We start from the raw sequence: 16,799 nt of genomic DNA on the forward strand, positions 1-16,799 counted from the left end.
TAAAGACTCTATCGTCACCTTCCTGTCTATTCTTTGACTGCTTCTTGATTGCACATTTGTCTATTTTATCTAAAATAGCGTCTTTCTCAAATTCTCTCAATGTGTAATATGCAGCCATCTGACAAACAACTAGATGCTCAGCATCAGAACAGTACTGCACCTTTAAAAAGAGCCATGAGTACTCGCCACCTTGTCATGTTATCGCTAGGTGGAGCAATCGGTACTGGTTTATTTTTGGGTTCAGGGGAAGTCATTTCACAAACTGGACCTATTGGCGCAATTATTGCCTATATTCTTGGGGGTGCAATTGCTTACATGGTCATGCTCTGTTTAGGCGAGCTGGCTGTACATATGCCCGTTTCGGGTTCTTTCGGCGCATACGCTCGAAAGTACATTAGTCCAAGTACAGGTTACATGATTTCATGGATGTACTGGCTAACATGGACAGCAACGCTAGGAACCGAGTTTACCGCCGCAGCTCTACTTATGCAGGAATGGTTTCCACAAATTTCAATGTGGATCTGGACACTTATTTTTGCAGTAACTATTTTCGGGTTAAATATCAGTTCAACCCGAGTATTTGCCGAGTCAGAGTTCTGGCTAGCGCTAGTTAAGGTCATTACCGTTATTGCTTTTATTGTGCTTGGATTATTAGCAATTTTTGGCTTAATTCCTTTTCACGGCGCTCAAACTGCTCCATTGTTTAGTAATTTAACTGCCCAAGGTTGGTTCCCACACGGTTTTCTTCCTATTTTCACCACTATGCTCATTGTTAACTTTGCTTTCTCTGGAACAGAGTTAATTGGTGTAGCTGCTGGCGAAACTAAAGATCCGGCTCAGAATGTCCCTAAAGCGATTAATGCTGCAATCTGGCGTCTTCTTATCTTCTTTGTAGGCACCATTATTGTAATTAGTGCATTACTTCCTTTCCAACTTGCTGGTTTAGGTGGTGACAACGTAAGTAATAGTCCTTTCGTTACCGTATTTAATTACATCGGTATTCCATATGCAGATGACATCATCCGTTTTGTTATTATTACTGCACTACTCTCAGCCGCAAACTCGGGATTATATGCAGCTTCACGTATGATGTGGTCTTTATCGGAGCAAAAACTCCTTCCGGGTGTATTTGCAACACTTTCAAAAAGCGGGACACCTATTGTTGCTTTAGTTGTAACAATGTTCGGCGCAATTCCAGGCTTATTATCAGAACAATTTGCTCCTGAAACCATCTTTAAAAACTTGTTAGGTGTTGCAGCTTTTACCATGGTTATTGTCTGGATGAGTATTTGTTTAAGCCAGTTCAATTTCCGTCGTCAATGGTACCGTTCCGGGCATACAATTAGCGATTTAAAATATGCAGCACCGTTATTCCCTATCGTTCCAATTTTAGGTTTTCTTTTCTGCTTTATTACCTGTTTAAGTATGGCAGCAGATCCTGAAATGCGTGCTGGCTTTATAGGTTGCTTAATTTTTACTGCCTTGTGCTATCTCAGCTACTTTATTTTCTATCGAAATAAAGCTTAAGTATTTGTAATTTAAAAAGTGTAGCAAAAAGCTACACTTTTTTTTGCTTAGAGACTGGCTTTATATAATCTACCGTTGTAGATTTCAATTTATATTAAAAAACAATTCCTTGTATACAATGAAAATTATATTTATCCATGGGATGAATCAGCAGAATTACACAGCACATCGTTTAAAAGAGCACTGGCTAAAAGTATTTAAACTGGGCTTAAAACAATTGCACTGTAGAGTTAATTTAAGAGATCTACATATACATATGCCATTTTATGGCGATTTAATGACGAAGTATCAATTATCCAATCAACTTGATCTTAATACTTTACTTCCAAAAACTTTTAATTTTCATTTACCCATCCATTTACATCATCAGCCATCAACCCCCAAGGAACATACTCCTTTTATACCCCATCTCCCTCTTTCACCCGATCAACCAGCGCAAAGCTTATCAGAGCGTTTATATTTAACTTCACAGTTGGTGAAAGATCGTGTTCTTAAGGAAATGGTGGTTCTTTTAAATAATTTTCCAAAATTACATGAAAGCTTAATTCAGCAATTCTTGATTGAAACTTATATGTACTTATCTAATCCTGATTTTATGTATGAGGTTCATCAAAGGATTTTAAAACAAATGCATGATGATGAAGATTGTATTGTAGTCGCCCATTCTTTGGGTTCTGTGATTGCCTATCATTTATTATCAGATCCTTCTTATCAGTTTTCAGTACAGCGCTTTATTACCTTAGCATCCCCTCTTTCTTTTCGCGTCATACAAAGCAAACTCCCCACTCCCATTGAACGTCCTAAATGCTTAAAGGGCGACTGGTATAACTTTTATTCTAAAGATGACTTTTTAACCGCTTTTCCATTAAGTGAAGCACCTTTTAATTTTACTCCCCCCATTATTAATCAAGAGATTTTTACTTTTGCCAACCAACCTCATGAAATTGTCGGCTACTTACAACATCATGCTGTGGTAAAAACAATTATTGAGCCTTTCCAATAAAAAACATCTATAAACGTATATATTTTCTACAATTTGAGTTATTTTTAAGCGCTTAACTGTTTTTTTTAATATTTCTTCAGAAAACTATTTGACACTTTTATTAAATCGACCTAATATACGCCCACCTCTGAAACGTCCCTATCGTCTAGAGGCCTAGGACATCGCCCTTTCACGGCGGTAACCGGGGTTCGAATCCCCGTAGGGACGCCAATATTTTTCAGATGTATGCCTCATATAAGTCCCTATCGTCTAGAGGCCTAGGACATCGCCCTTTCACGGCGGTAACCGGGGTTCGAATCCCCGTAGGGACGCCAAATTCTAAAAAGCCACTGCATAATGACAGTGGCTTTTTTCTTATCTAGACAATAAAAAAGCTGGTCATAAACCAGCTTCCCATCATACTTATTTAATTTGCGATTCCAACTTGAACTTCCAGACGGCCTGATTGAACACGTAGTCCTTTTATTTCGAACTGATCTACCAGTTGCTGCACAAGCTCACGACTTTCTCTTAAAATATTGAGTCCCGGTAGAATACTAAAGTCGGTTAAATTTAAAAGTTTTTCTACCATCCATGAACGGTTATTAATGAAATCAATAAAACCTGCTTGCTCAAGGTCAATGAACCACATGCGATGACCATCACGCTGAATACCCGGAATATCACGAATCAAATGATTAATCAGCGATGGAATAGGCAACATATTAATCACTTCAAAACCTACTCGACCAATACGGCGAACAGCCCAATTCGATAATGTTCCACCATGACGTATTTGCACATCCAGACTTTCATCCATTTGGCGTAAGCGCAAGAACTTTTCTTGTCCAATGCGGCATTCCAATACTCGAAAATCTAAACTTAGGCGATATAGGAAACGGTGATAGTGCCCATCGATTTCAACCTGAAACCGATCATTGCCACATTGAACTTTAATATCATCAATTTCCGAACGATCTATGCGTTTACGAATTTGACTGTTTAATAGCATTTCTGGCAAATACAAATTCAAGGTACTTTTACCTAGAAAAGTACGTGCCATGATTAAGGCAACCTGTCTTGCAGTTTCACTTGTTTCAGACACCATATCTCTGACAGTCCCTGCTGCCAGGTTGGTCATGCCCACCACTCCACGCTTTGTATGAGATGTCACCTGATCCAAAGCATCTAAGGCTGCATCAGCAACTTCAGCAAGATTACGTGTAGTATCACTAGCAAACCCGACGGCGTCTTGCGCATGCTGTAATGTTTTATGCAGCAAACGGCGTGAGAATGACAGTTTTATAGGGTCAGGATTCCCTGAAACTGTTGATGTCGTTGTAGGCTTCGACTTATTGTCATCTTCTTGACCCAAGTCCCTCTCCTTTTTATATTTCTTTCACATCCTATTAATGAGCATTTCAGCTCATTTCCAGTGTTGGACACACTTGGTTTTTATCTAGATTAGCATGCTCTACAGCATTATTTTAATTTTTATGTGTACGCATAAATCATCGTTTTTTTATATATCCTTGTTTCAAAAAAGTATTTTATATCGGATATTCACCTCAACTTTTTAATCAGCTACAAATTTTTTTCTTTCTTTGCATTTCCGTTAGAATAGATTCAAATTTAATGTGGAGCTGTCATGCAATATCGTTGCCCTCAATGTCAAAGTGTTAAAATTATGCCGGTGAGCCAAGGTGTTAATAGTGCTAAACCTGTTGTGCCTAAAAGCTTAGTGATTTTAGTTCCTGCCATTTTTGTACTTTTACTCTTGGTTGTTATTAGTATTTTTATGTGGATTTTTGGCAATGGTGCAGGCAGCTCTCTTCAAATTGCAACAGTAGTTGCATTTGTGGTTACTGTAGGCGCAGGTTTTATGTTCTGGCGCGATTTGCCTGATTTTAAATTGTCTATGCAAGCATTTATGCAGTCACAAAAACATTGGAAATGTCGTGACTGCAATCATGAGTGGGAAATTTAAAACAGTATTCACATCAGCTTAATGCTGATGTGAATGTGTCTTGTCATTATCGTTATGCTCGTGTGAAGCATGTTGAGCAATATGCTGACAGTTGATCTCAGCATCATCTTCAATTTGCAATGTCACTTCACCAATACCATGCTCATGAGAAAGCATTTCAACTGCATCTTGATAGAGCTTATTACGGTCAGCTTCAGGCGCAAATAAGTGCACGGTTAAATGGATATTTTTAGACGTAATTGCCCATACTTTGAGTTGGTGAATACTCTCCACACCATTTAATGAAAGTAAATCTGCACGTAGCTTTTCAATATCGACTTCTTCGGGTACACCTTCGAGCAAAATATTAATACTTTGTTTAAGTAAAACCCATGTTCTTGGCAACACCCAAAATCCAATCAGTACCGCAATAAGCGTATCAATCCAGTACCAATTAGTGAAGTAAATAATAATTGCACCAATAATAACGCCAACTGAGCCTAGTGCATCACTCAATACTTCTAGATAAGCACCTTTCACATTTAAGCTGTTATTGGCACTCGACATAAGAATTTTCATTGAGATGAGGTTTATTACCAAACCAATGGTCGCCACAATGAGCATACCTACACTTTGAATTTCAGGTGGCTGCGAAAAGCGAATATAGGCTTCATATAAAATATAAATTGCTACCACAAAAAGCATAAGTGCATTAAATAAAGCGGCCAGAATTTCAAAGCGCTGATAACCGAAAGTACGTTTATTATCGGCAGGACGTTTAGAAATCTGTATGGCAACCAAAGCAATTGCTAAAGCAGCTGCATCTGTAAACATATGTGCAGCGTCAGAGAGCAATGCCAAACTTTGTGTGATTAAACCTGCAATCACCTCAACAATTAAGAATGTCGTGGTAAGCGCCAAGGCAATCGTTAATTTTTTAGCATTACCTTCAGTCACTACAGCATGACTATGATCATGACCATGATGTCCACCCATTTTGCGGACTCCTTTTTATTTATCTTTATGGTGAGTTAAAAGTAAAGATGAAGACATCATTACCTTTAACTCTTACAAACACTTTTTCGACTTAAATTTTGTAATCAAAAAAGATATCTCAAATCGATGACATTATGAATGCTCAACACTTTTTGTCTTGCCTTCATTCATCCATCGATAAATGACCGGTAATAAAACCAAAGTTAATATCGTAGATGAAATAATGCCACCAATAACCACTGTTGCCAAAGGCCGTTGAACTTCTGCACCAGTTCCTGTTGCCAAAGCCATTGGAATAAAACCAAGTGAAGCAACACAAGCCGTCATGAGTACCGGTCTTAAACGTAAGATCGCCCCATTCCACGTGGCTGTTTGAATATCAAATTTTTCTCTAAGCTCTTTAATAAAGCTCAGCATCACCAGACCATTCAAAACAGCAACACCAGATAATGCAATAAACCCAACACCAGCCGACATGGACAGCGGAATATCTCTTAGCCAAAGGGCAATCAGGCCACCTGACAAAGCAAACGGCACACCGCTAAATACCAGCAAGCTTTCTTTCACATTATGGAATACAGCCATGAGTAGAATGAAAATCATAGCAAGCGCCAATGGAACAACTATTTTCATTCGTGCAGCAGCTGAAGCTAAATTTTCAAACTGACCGCCATATTCCAACCAATAACCCGCTGGCAGTTGTTCTTTTGCGAGTGTTGTTCTTAACTCTTGAACAAATGATCCTAAGTCACGGCCTTCTACGTTCGCAGTAATAATGACACGGCGCTTCCCATTTTCACGTCCCACCTGATTTAGGCCTGAGGTACGTTCAACTTTAGCTACATCTTGAAGTTGGATAAGTCCACCATTTGGCAACTGAATCGGAAGTTGAGCTAAGTTTTGGATGGTACGCTGCTGGTCTTCTAGGCGAATTTCAAAATCAAATCGTCTATCGCCTTGTAAAATCTGTCCAACATTTTGTCCACCAACACTTGCCGCCACAATATCTTGAATAGCTTTTGCAGATAATCCGTATTGCGCAGCCAGAGGTCGGTTAATTTCAACACTCAGCACCGGTAAACCGCTCGTTTGTTCTACCTTAACCGCGGTAGCACCTGAAATTTTTTGTACTTTCTGAGCGAGTGCCTGTGCCCGCTCATTGAGTACTTGCATATCGTCGCCAAAAATCTTGACGCCAATATCACTACGAATCCCTGAAATTAGCTCATTAAAGCGTAGCTCAATCGGTTGAGAGAACTCACTGTTATTACCCGGTAAGGTTGCCAAGAAAGCTTCCATACGTGAACGTAGCTCACTTAGCGTCTCTTTCGGGTTTGGCCATTGATCATGCGGTTTAAGCAAAATGACCGCATCAGAGATATTCGGCGGCATCACATCAGTTGCAACCTCAGCTGTCCCTGTTCGAGCAAAAACAGCTTTCACTTCTGGAAAGTTTTTCAAAATGAGCTTTTCAGTATTTTCCTGCATTCGCAGTGATTGCTCGAGACCAGTACTTGGTGAACGCATTTGCTGCAGGGCAAAGTCACCTTCACTGAGCTGCGGAGCAAATTCACTACCCATTTGGGTAGCTAATACACCTGTGAGAACTAAAATACTTAATGCAAAACTAACGACCACAATTTTAAGTTGATAAGCCTGATCGAGAATATTTTGATATTTCTGCTTTAAAAGCTGCATCCAACGTGTTTCTTTTTCTTTCACTTCACCTGTAACAAAAAGAGCAACTGCCGCAGGTACAAATGTCACAGAAAGAATCATGGCACCCAATAATGCCATCACCACTGTCATCGCCATTGGATGGAACATTTTGGCTTCAACACCAGATAGGGCAAAAATAGGTAAATAGACCACTAAAATAATCATTTGCCCAAAAATCAGTGGGCGACGGGCCTGTTTTGCTGCAAGGAAAACTTCTTTGAATCGTTCAGACCGCGTAAGAGGCCGATGTAGAGCATGCTGTGCTTCTGCCAGACGTCGAATACAGTTCTCTACAATAACAACCGCGCCATCCACAATAATCCCGAAATCAAGCGCTCCTAAGCTCATGAGGTTGGCACTAATGTTTTGCTCAGCCATTCCCGTCAGAGTAAACAACATCGATAATGGAATAACACAAGCCGTAATTAAAGCTGCCCGGAAATTTCCTAGAAAAATAAACAAAATCACGATAACCAGAATCGCGCCTTCTACAAGGTTCTTCTGCACCGTCGCAATTGCTTTATTTACTAAGCTCGTCCGGTCATAAACCGTCTCAATTTCCACTCCTTTAGGCAAGGTAGATTGTATTTCCTTAATTTTGGCATCAACCGCCTGAGCAACTGTACGGCTGTTTTCTCCCATCATCATCATGGCAATGCCAAGAACCGTTTCCTCACCGTTGTAAGTTGCAGCCCCTGTTCTTAAATCGTGTCCAATAGAGACATTCGCAACATCAACCACGCGGATCGGCAAACCATTTTTGGTACTTACAGTAATGTTTTGAATATCTTCAACACTACTTAACATGCCCGGCACACGAACGGTGAGTTGCTCTCCGTTTTCTTCGATAAAACCTGCACCGCGATTTTCATTATTTTCTTGCAGAGCAGTTTGAAATTCATTGATTGAAATTTGAAGCTGCTGCAAACGTTTTAAATCAGGTGACACAATATAGGTTTTATTGTAGCCACCGATACTGTTGATTTCCGCCACGCCTTTCACACGCTGCAATTGAGGACGTACAATCCAGTCCTGAATTTCACGTAAATCCATGGCTGTATAGGCTGTGCCATCTGCTTTCTTAGCGCCTGTTTTTGCTTTTACCACCCATTGGTAAATTTCACCCAAGCCCGTTGAAACAGGAGACATGATGGGATCAACTGATTCGGGTAGTTGGCCGTCCGCTTCTTGTAAACGCTGGTTAATCAGTTGTCTTGCCCAATAAATATCTGTCCCATCTTTAAAAATGATGGTAACTTGGGAAAGCCCATAACGAGAAATAGAGCGAGTTTGTTCCAGATTTGGAATTCCTGCCATCGCATTTTCAATAGGATAGGTAATCCGCTGTTCGACCTCTAAAGCGGTATACCCATTGGCTTGAGTATTAATCTGGACTTGGGTATTGGTAATATCTGGAACGGCATCAATAGGGAGTTTTTGATAACTCCAAATGCCAACACCAATCCACGCCAGAACAAAAAGCATGACCCAAATGGCATTTTGAATAGCAAACTGAATAACTCTGTCAAACAGTCCTTCTGGCTTGGGCAGCTCAGGCTTATTAATGTCCATGCTCAGCCTCTCCTTTTTCCAATTCGGACTTCAGTAAGAAGCTGCCTTCTGCAATATAGCGTTGGCTTGGATTAATTCCTTTTACAACTTCAACCCATTGACCATCTTTAGAACGTTGGCCTAGCTGTACAGTCACAGGTTCAAACTCAAAACCTGTTTTGACTATTTTTGGTGTAAAGATAACGTCTTTACCTTCAACTTGTTGAACTGCTTGCGCTTTTACACGAGTCACTTTTTGTGTTGATCCTGCATTTAGCTCAACGTTAACCATCAAGTTTGGACGCAGCTCACTGCTATTTGCCAAAACCTTGGCACGCACTTGTAAGCGTCCAGTCTGAGCATCTGCCTCTGTTGTTAAACTTTGAACCTGAGCAGAAAATGTATTCCCAGTTTGTAAAGATTTAAATTCAATCTGTTGATTTGGCTGTACATTGATATTTGCATTGCTTGGTAAAATGAATTCCAGCCATAACTGATCAAGCTGATTAATAATAAAAAGCTGATCTGCTAACTGCACGTTTTCACCCACTACAATATCTTTATTACTCACGATACCCGCAATTGGCGCTGTTAAGGTATAACGCCCCGCTGAACCAGAACCTGCCCCGAATGCACTTAAGCGCGAGCGAGCTGCTTTAACCTGAATTTGTGCTTGCTGATAAGCGTTATAAGCTCGTTGATAATCTTGTTTCGCGGAAATTCCTTGAGACCATAAGCTACGTTCACGCTCATAGTCCTGACGTGCTAAATCAAGATTAGACTGGGCTATTTGCAAATTGGCTTGCTGATCGACTAAATCTGGCACTAATAAGCTTGCAAGTGCCTGGCCTTTTTTAACTTGTTGTCCTAGTTCAACATATACCGCTTCGACACGACCACTAAAACTTGGCGAAACATGGGCTTGGCGGTCAGTATTGACTACTAGTTTGGCTGGATAAGTCTGAAGTTGAGGAACTTCACCTAGTTCAGCTTGTTCAATTTTTAAATTTTGTTCCTGCATTTGCTGAGCAGTGAGTAGTAGTGGTTTTTCTCCCTCATCATGGTGTTCTTCACCCTCTTCTTCAGCATGCCCGTGGCCTTCCGATGGTTCCGAAGAATTAGATTTATTTTTTGAATTTAAAACGAGTAAACCAATTAATATTGCAGTAATGGTAGCAATTACTCCAACCCAAAGCCATTGAGAATTTTTCTTTAAATTTGCCGACATTATTATTCTCCTGCCTGAGTTGGGAATGCTTGAGCTTGTTGCCAAGCACGTTGATTAAGTTGCATTAAGGCATCTTTCGCCATGATCTGTTCTGGCTCTAGCCCAAGACGTAAACTTTGAATTTCAATTGAATTTTGCCAAGCCTGTTTTAATAGCTCGACTTTACGTAAGCGCACATCTTGCAACTGCATTGTGGCTTGCTGCACATCGGTAACGGCAAACTTACCCAAACGGAAACCTTGCAATGTTTTTTGTTGAACCTGAACGGCAAGAGGAACTTGCTGATCATTTAATTGCTTGAACTGAATATGTAAGCCTTTTAACTCTGACATCAGAGTTTCAATATCCACTTGATTCTGCTGTCGATAAAAGCTCTGTTGTCGTTGAGACAGCTCTTGTTTGGCCTGAGCAATCTTGATTCCGTATTGTTGACGATTAAAAAGATTTAAAGGAATTTCCACCCCTAAGCGGATTTGATTTTCCGTACGCTGCTCTGGGGAACGAGTGTTATTCACCCCCAAAGTTACCGCAGGTTGTGGTCTTGCTTTTGCCTTCAGCTGTTGAATAGTGGCTTGCTGCGCAAGAGCATCTAGTTGAAAAGAGCGCTCTAGCAAATTGTTTTGTCGATCTTGACCAGACTCTACATCCGCTGCCAATACCCACAGCTGATTAGAACTTTGAGATAGTTGGAACTGATTTGAATCACCACCCCATAAGTTGGCCAGTTGCTGTTTAGCAACTTGTAGTTTCAAATCGACCTGCTGATATAAACGCTGGTTTTCCAAGTGAGACATACGTACTCGATCTACATCAACCTGAGCAATACTCCCTGCCTGATAACGCTTTTCCGATGCAGACAAGTTCTCTTGGCTAACTGCTAACTGTTCTCCAATGAGAGACTTTTCAAGTTCAAGCAAGGCCACTTGTGACCAGAAATATTTAACTATTAACTCAAGCTCAGCCTTATAACGTTGTTCGGCCAAGTCAACCTTTGACATTTCTACTTTAGCTAAATGCTGTGCGGCCTTACGCTGCCCAAAAATATCTAAAGGCTGAGAGATGCCAATCGCGAGTTCTTTTTCTTGGTCACTCTGCAAACCTGTTTGCTCAATAGAAAGACTTGGATTTGCCCATAAGCGACTTTGTTTTAATTGCGCCTCAGCCATTTGCTGCTGTGCCTGCCAGACACCTTGTTGAGTTTGATAGCTTTGTGCTCGCGCTAATGCCTGTTCAAAACTAAAAGCTGCTTTTTGGGTATAAGAGCCCTGTTGAATATCAGAAGCAGCATTTGCCATTTGTCCTGCCAATAACATGACAATAGACAGGCTTGAGATAGTTACAACCTTTTTCAACGTTATCTTAACGTTACAACTCAATAAGTCGGGATGGCTCACCCGATTTAAAAAAATAGAAGACATGTTTTAGCCCCGCAATAAATAAAAGATGCGGTGGGCTTTTTTTGGCTACCCCACCTATAGCGGGGTTAAAACAGGAGGCGGTTTTAAGGCACTAAGATGTGGAGACTGGTAAGAATTGGACCAATGATAAATTTGTGAAAGTTCATGCACATGCAAAACAGGGGTTTGAGCTTGTTTTGCAACTTCTGTCATGACGACATGAAAACATGTCGGTAAATGATCATGATGGTCTTGTAAGTTTAAAGGTGCTTTATGAGCAGCATCTAAAGTCTCAGTATGTTCAACATGGGTATGAGAAGACGTTTGATATACATTTAAAGCTGCATGATGACCAAAATGATGTAGTGCTTTTTCTTGATTTTCATGCGCGCAAAAAACCGCTGCTATATTCCATAAACTCTGGAATATAAGCAAACAGAATAAGACGGACATGAAAATTGCAGAACGTGGCAACAGTACACCATGGCTGTTAGGAATTGCACGAAGCAACTATAGCAGGCGAGCTACATGTAATAAAATTACAAAACGTTGATTTATGGGTTCCATTCTTAACCCAGATGTTTCCTAAGTTTTTTAAAAATAATTTTTAAGAGTAATGTTCATGTATAAAACATTGACCACTAGCCTACTAGTAACTTGTCTTGGCTTAAGTGGATGTGCAACTTCTATTTTATCGACTGCCCTGCCGAATGAGACGACTGAGGTCCAAACAACTATTTTAAAGACAGATCAAATTATTGCACTTGGGCAAGCCGTTAAAAACCAGCAAGAACAAGGCATCGTATTTATAGGTCAAGACTTTAATTATTTAATGACCGAAGGAAGTTTGGAATTTTTAAATATCATTAAAAATATTCCTGTAAATCAAAGAACTTTAATTATTCCATCTCCTCTGCTACTTGAAATGGATGATCCTACGCATTTTCATGGTGAACTCAAGTTTCAATACAATATTCCCGCTTCAAAACTCTCTGATCAACAGAAAGAAAATTTAAAAAATTTAGGGTTTAAAAATCATTTTATGGTTATGGAGAACCAAACACAGCTTTTATATCCCTACGCTATTATTCGTTTTAAAGGCCAAATTTATCAAACCAGTCCTACTTCAAAAGTCCAACAAACGATTCCAACTCCATATCCAATCGCCTTACAACAAAAAGATGAAATAACCAAGAAACATCCGTTTAAACGTGTAACGCGTATGGCGCTTTATCCTTTAGCGATGGCATTTGATATAGTGACGGTAGCTCCTTCTCTCATCTTGTCAGATTTACGAGGTGACTTTACTAAATAAGCACCCTTACTAATCTAAAAACAAAACCAGCCCTTAGGCTGGTTTTGTTTAAGAAAATTTCTTTTGTTTGATATTTATAAATTTTCTCAATTTTTTTATTTTGAATAATCATTTGTTCTTAAACTTTTTAAATTCTATTTTCATGTTTGTATACCAATACTTTTATAGAAATTTCGCTAAGCGTAAAAACACGTGTAACTTTTATGTAAGCTAAAACTTCATCATTTTTCATCCAAATGCGCTATATCAGATTTACAAAAAATAACATAAGATTTTCATATAAGGGACTAGCTTAAAAGTGTGAGTCAATTCAATCAAATTGAGGAACAAGGGGAGACTGTCATGAATATGAAAACAATCAAGCATGGGCTTAATCACTTGTTTGCCTTTGAAAACTTACCAGCCGATATGCATTCACAAGCTGAGGATGAAATTGAACAAGGCTTACGCTTTGAAGAGTTAGCCATACAAGATCATGAACGTATGCAGAATTGGTTAGATATTACCCCAAATGACCGCAATGCGATGTGGTGCTACCTCCGTGCAGCTTTAAGAGGTAATGCTGACGCTTCCTTTAAACTTGGTATTGGCTATTTAAATGGTCAATTTGGTTTAGATAAAAACTACACTGAAGCTGAAAAGTGGTTAAACAAAGCAGCAAGTCAGGGACATCCTGATGCTGAACGTTGCTTACAAGAAGCTTTTAGTAAACTTGCCTTCTAACAAAAAACCAGCCCTTAGGCTGGTTTTTAAATTTAGCAGTAATTAACCGCTAATTTTTTTGTATTTCTTGCGATGAGGCTGAGCGTCATCACCTAGCTTAGCACGGCGATAAGCTTCAAACTCGGTATAGTTACCTGTATAGAACTCTGGTTGTTCATCTTCAAATGACAAGATATGAGTCGCAATACGGTCAAGGAACCAACGGTCATGCGATACAACCATGACTGTACCCGGGAATACCAAAATTGCATCTTCAAGTGCACGTAAAGTTTCTACGTCCAAGTCGTTTGATGGCTCATCCAGTAAGATAACGTTTGCACCTTGCTGTAAAATTTTCGCAAGTTGTAAACGGTTACGCTCACCACCTGACAATTCACCTACGCGTTTTTGCTGATCTTGGCCTTTAAAGTTAAAACGACCAATATAAGCACGTGATGCAATTTCATAATCGCCCACTTTCAAGATGTCTAAACCGCCAGAAACTTCTTCCCAAACCGTTTTGTTATCATCTAAAGTGTCACGAATCTGACCAACATAAGCAACTTTAACCGAATCACCAAGTGTTACAGTACCAGTGTCAGGTTTTTGCTCACCTGTCATCATACGGAATAAAGTCGTTTTACCGGCACCGTTAGGACCAACAATACCTACAATCGCTGCTGGTGGTACGGTAAATGACAAGTTTTCGTAAAGTAAACGATCACCAAATGACTTGCTGATATTTTCTACTTCAACAACCTTGTTACCTAAACGTGGACCAGGTGGAATATAGATTTCAGAGGTCTCATTACGCTGTTGGAATTCGCGTGAGTTAAGCTCTTCAAAACGCTCCATACGCGCTTTGTTTTTCTTTTGCTGACCTTTCGCATTTTGACGAACCCATTCAAGTTCTTTTTTCAATGCTTTAGCAAAAGATTCTTCTTGTTTCTGCTCTTGTTCTAAGCGAGCATTTTTTTGCTCCAACCAAGAAGTGTAGTTACCTTGGTAAGGAATACCGTGTCCACGGTCAAGCTCCAAGATCCACTCGGCAACGTTATCTAAGAAATAACGGTCGTGCGTAATCGCCACGATTGTGCCAGGGAAATCTTTTAAGAATCGCTCTAACCAAGATACAGACTCTGCATCCAAATGGTTCGTTGGTTCGTCAAGAAGCAACATATCTGGTTTAGAGAGCAATAAACGGCAAAGTGCTACACGACGGCGTTCACCACCAGAAAGCTTAGTTACATCTGCATCCCAAGCTGGAAGGTTCAAGGCATCTGCCGCGATTTCAAGCTGGTTATTTAGGTTATGTGCATCCCAAGCATGGATAATTGATTCTAATTTTTCCTGCTCTTTCGCAAGCGCATCAAAATCAGCATCTGGGTCTGCATATTCTGCAAATACCTGATCAAGACGCTCTAAAGCATCTAAAGCTTCACGCACACCATCTTCAACGTTACCACGAACGTCTTTAGTCGGATCAAGTGGCGGTTCTTGCTCTAAATAGCCGATTTTAATTCCAGGTTGTGCACGAGCTTCACCAGAGAAATCTTTATCTACGCCAGCCATAATACGAAGCAAGGTAGACTTACCCGCACCGTTCAAACCGAGAACACCAATTTTGGCACCCGGGAAAAATGATAAAGAGATGTCTTTTAAGATTTCGCGCTTTGGCGGAACCATCTTAGACACTCGGTTCATCGTATAAATATATTGGGCCACGCAGGACTCCTCAATTGAAAAACCAATACATCGCAAGACGCGACAAAATAATCGCGCGTATTATACGATGAAAACACTAATGACTTGAAGTTATGATTTCCATCGTACGGATTTATCAAACAATTTTCTTTTTCAATAAGTTGCAAAATGTTTATGTATAAGATTTATACAACGTTTCAGCGTATATTTTTCTATCTATATTCCTAAAATTGGATAACAAACCAGAATTTCTGCAATTTTCTATATAAATTTTAAGCTAGACTCGCTCAATATTTAACTCACGAAGATGAAGTAATCATGACTTATAAAGATGAAACCTTAGCCATTCACGCAGGCTACACTCCAGAAGCAACCACTAAAGCTGTTGCAGTCCCTATCTATCAAACAACTTCGTATGCATTTGATAACATACAACACGGTGCCGACCTTTTCGATTTAAAAGTTCAAGGCAATATCTATACCCGTATTATGAATCCAACCACAGCCGTACTTGAGCAGCGCCTTGCTGCGTTAGAAGGCGGTATTGGGGCATTAGCTTTGGCATCGGGAATGGCAGCTATTACTTACGCAATTCAGACCATTACTGAAGCTGGAGATAATATTGCCTCAGTCTCAACTTTATATGGTGGAACGTACAACTTATTTGCTCATACCCTGCCAAAACAAGGCATTGAAGTTCGCTTTTTTGATTATCAAAAGCCTGAAAGCTTACGTAACTTAATTGATGATAAAACTAAACTTGTTTTTGTTGAGTCAATCGGCAATCCGCTTGGAAATATCATCGATCTAGAAGAAATTTCGAAAATCGCCCATGAATATGGCGTACCTGTCGTTGTTGATAATACAGTCGCTACCCCTGCTTTATTAAAACCATTCCAATATGGCGCCGATATCGTCATACATTCTTTGACTAAATATATTGGTGGTCATGGCAATAGTATTGGTGGTGCGATTATCGATAGCGGTAAGTTTCCTTGGGGTAAATATCCGGAGCGTTTTAAAGTATTGAACACGCCAGACCCAAGCTATCATGGTGTGAACTATGTAGAGGCATTAGGTGAAGCTGCCTATATAGCAAGGGCTCGCGTTGTACCATTACGTAATACAGGCGCAGCTATTAGCCCGCTCAGTGTTTTCTTAATTTTACAGGGTCTAGAAACGCTTAATTTACGGATGGAACGCCATACTGAAAATGCACAAAGAATTGCGGAATATTTGCAAAATCATCCGAAAGTAAAATGGGTCAATTACGCAGGCTTAAAAGATCATCCACAACATCAACTTGCGCAAAAATATGTAAAAGGTAAACCTTCTGCAATTTTATCTTTTGGGGTTCAAGATGGCCGTGAAGGCGGTACTCGCTTCATTGATGCCCTTCAGCTATTTACCCGTCTTGTGAATATTGGTGATGCGAAAAGTCTGGCGTGTCACCCTGCAACCACAACTCACCGCCAACTCAACGAACAAGAACTAAAAGCTGCTGGTGTAAGTGAAGATATGGTACGTCTTTCAATTGGTATCGAGCATGTTGATGACCTTATTGCCGATTTAGAACAAGCACTTTCATCCGTATAAATTTTAAACCCATCTAACAAGCCTCTGGAATATAGAGGCTTTTTTATTTTCAAATGATTTATCTATTAAGAATAATTAATGGATTAGGGTAATAATTTAGAGTTTTTACTCTAAAT

At 39.9% G+C, this 16,799-nt stretch carries 13 protein-coding genes and 2 tRNA genes; 8 read left to right on the forward strand and 7 right to left on the reverse strand.

Features of this window, described 5'->3' with window-relative positions; all coding sequences use genetic code 11:
- The first annotated feature begins 108 nt into the window (after window positions 1-108).
- The 4 genes from NQ782_RS06130 (at window position 109) to NQ782_RS06145 (ending at window position 2,844) form a co-directional block, all read left to right on the forward strand.
- Window positions 109-1,527 carry an amino acid permease gene (locus NQ782_RS06130; protein WP_001183124.1) on the forward strand — a complete coding sequence of 473 codons (1,419 nt, stop codon included), beginning with the start codon at window positions 109-111 and terminating at the stop codon, window positions 1,525-1,527.
- A gap of 118 nt (window positions 1,528-1,645) precedes the next feature.
- Entirely contained in the window at window positions 1,646-2,530 is an 885-nt protein-coding gene (locus tag NQ782_RS06135; protein WP_001986587.1) for a hypothetical protein, read from the forward strand.
- A 134-nt stretch (window positions 2,531-2,664) separates the two neighbouring features.
- Window positions 2,665-2,740 (forward strand) — tRNA-Glu (locus tag NQ782_RS06140).
- Between the two features lie 28 nt (window positions 2,741-2,768).
- Window positions 2,769-2,844, forward strand: a tRNA-Glu gene (locus NQ782_RS06145).
- Between the two features lie 92 nt (window positions 2,845-2,936).
- Here NQ782_RS06145 and NQ782_RS06150 read toward each other — a convergent pair.
- Complete coding sequence (locus tag NQ782_RS06150; protein ID WP_000529525.1) at window positions 2,937-3,884, reverse strand: hypothetical protein; 948 nt, start codon at window positions 3,882-3,884, stop codon at window positions 2,937-2,939.
- 273 nt (window positions 3,885-4,157) lie between these two features.
- Between NQ782_RS06150 and NQ782_RS06155 the strand changes: the two genes are divergently transcribed.
- Window positions 4,158-4,496, forward strand: a complete 339-nt coding sequence (locus NQ782_RS06155) for a hypothetical protein (protein WP_001200011.1) — start codon at window positions 4,158-4,160, stop codon at window positions 4,494-4,496.
- Between the two features lie 18 nt (window positions 4,497-4,514).
- Here NQ782_RS06155 and NQ782_RS06160 read toward each other — a convergent pair whose 3' ends face one another.
- From NQ782_RS06160 to NQ782_RS06180, 5 genes are all read right to left on the reverse strand, one after another.
- Window positions 4,515-5,471: a cation diffusion facilitator family transporter gene (locus tag NQ782_RS06160; protein ID WP_000508762.1), complete on the reverse strand. Its 957-nt coding sequence runs from the start codon at window positions 5,469-5,471 to the stop codon at window positions 4,515-4,517.
- A gap of 132 nt (window positions 5,472-5,603) precedes the next feature.
- The gene (locus NQ782_RS06165; protein WP_057092994.1) at window positions 5,604-8,762 is read right to left on the reverse strand and encodes an efflux RND transporter permease subunit; all 3,159 of its coding nucleotides are present in this window, start codon (window positions 8,760-8,762) and stop codon (window positions 5,604-5,606) included.
- Window positions 8,752-9,969 carry an efflux RND transporter periplasmic adaptor subunit gene (locus NQ782_RS06170; protein ID WP_057092996.1) on the reverse strand — a complete coding sequence of 406 codons (1,218 nt, stop codon included), beginning with the start codon at window positions 9,967-9,969 and terminating at the stop codon, window positions 8,752-8,754. The genes NQ782_RS06165 and NQ782_RS06170 overlap by 11 nt, the downstream gene beginning before the upstream one ends.
- 2 nt (window positions 9,970-9,971) lie before the next feature.
- Window positions 9,972-11,387 (reverse strand): TolC family protein, encoded by a 1,416-nt coding sequence (locus NQ782_RS06175; RefSeq protein WP_031949903.1) that lies wholly within the window; start codon window positions 11,385-11,387, stop codon window positions 9,972-9,974.
- A 54-nt stretch (window positions 11,388-11,441) separates the two neighbouring features.
- Window positions 11,442-11,840, reverse strand: coding sequence for a cation efflux protein, CzcI-like (locus tag NQ782_RS06180; protein WP_001138087.1), 399 nt, complete (start codon window positions 11,838-11,840; stop codon window positions 11,442-11,444).
- A gap of 148 nt (window positions 11,841-11,988) precedes the next feature.
- On the opposite strand from NQ782_RS06180, the gene NQ782_RS06185 reads away from it, so the two are divergent.
- Both NQ782_RS06185 and NQ782_RS06190 read left to right on the forward strand, forming a co-directional pair.
- Window positions 11,989-12,681, forward strand: coding sequence for a hypothetical protein (locus NQ782_RS06185; protein WP_000278594.1), 693 nt, complete (start codon window positions 11,989-11,991; stop codon window positions 12,679-12,681).
- Between the two features lie 342 nt (window positions 12,682-13,023).
- Window positions 13,024-13,404: a tetratricopeptide repeat protein gene (locus NQ782_RS06190; RefSeq protein WP_001056509.1), complete on the forward strand. Its 381-nt coding sequence runs from the start codon at window positions 13,024-13,026 to the stop codon at window positions 13,402-13,404.
- Between the two features lie 42 nt (window positions 13,405-13,446).
- Here the strand turns inward: NQ782_RS06190 and ettA are convergent, their stop codons facing one another.
- Window positions 13,447-15,108: an energy-dependent translational throttle protein EttA gene (gene ettA / locus NQ782_RS06195; RefSeq protein WP_000090021.1), complete on the reverse strand. Its 1,662-nt coding sequence runs from the start codon at window positions 15,106-15,108 to the stop codon at window positions 13,447-13,449.
- 297 nt (window positions 15,109-15,405) lie between these two features.
- Between ettA and NQ782_RS06200 the strand changes: the two genes are divergently transcribed.
- Window positions 15,406-16,683 (forward strand): O-acetylhomoserine aminocarboxypropyltransferase/cysteine synthase family protein, encoded by a 1,278-nt coding sequence (locus tag NQ782_RS06200; protein ID WP_057093918.1) that lies wholly within the window; start codon window positions 15,406-15,408, stop codon window positions 16,681-16,683.
- Window positions 16,684-16,799: the final 116 nt, after the last annotated feature.

The organism is Acinetobacter sp. BD54, assembly GCF_044778325.1.
GTDB lineage: Bacteria > Pseudomonadota > Gammaproteobacteria > Pseudomonadales > Moraxellaceae > Acinetobacter > Acinetobacter baumannii.

Excerpts from the sequence above, each read along its gene's own strand:
- NQ782_RS06130 (WP_001183124.1), top strand. The coding sequence starts at position 109 with ATGCAGCCATCTGACAAACAACTAGATGCTCAGCATCAGAACAGTACT.
- NQ782_RS06135 (WP_001986587.1), top strand. The coding sequence starts at position 1,646 with ATGAAAATTATATTTATCCATGGGATGAATCAGCAGAATTACACAGCA.
- NQ782_RS06155 (WP_001200011.1), top strand. The coding sequence starts at position 4,158 with ATGCAATATCGTTGCCCTCAATGTCAAAGTGTTAAAATTATGCCGGTG.
- NQ782_RS06160 (WP_000508762.1), bottom strand. The coding sequence starts at position 5,471 with ATGGGTGGACATCATGGTCATGATCATAGTCATGCTGTAGTGACTGAA.
- NQ782_RS06165 (WP_057092994.1), bottom strand. The coding sequence starts at position 8,762 with ATGGACATTAATAAGCCTGAGCTGCCCAAGCCAGAAGGACTGTTTGAC.
- NQ782_RS06170 (WP_057092996.1), bottom strand. The coding sequence starts at position 9,969 with ATGTCGGCAAATTTAAAGAAAAATTCTCAATGGCTTTGGGTTGGAGTA.
- NQ782_RS06175 (WP_031949903.1), bottom strand. The coding sequence starts at position 11,387 with ATGTCTTCTATTTTTTTAAATCGGGTGAGCCATCCCGACTTATTGAGT.
- NQ782_RS06185 (WP_000278594.1), top strand. The coding sequence starts at position 11,989 with ATGTATAAAACATTGACCACTAGCCTACTAGTAACTTGTCTTGGCTTA.
- NQ782_RS06190 (WP_001056509.1), top strand. The coding sequence starts at position 13,024 with ATGAATATGAAAACAATCAAGCATGGGCTTAATCACTTGTTTGCCTTT.
- NQ782_RS06200 (WP_057093918.1), top strand. The coding sequence starts at position 15,406 with ATGACTTATAAAGATGAAACCTTAGCCATTCACGCAGGCTACACTCCA.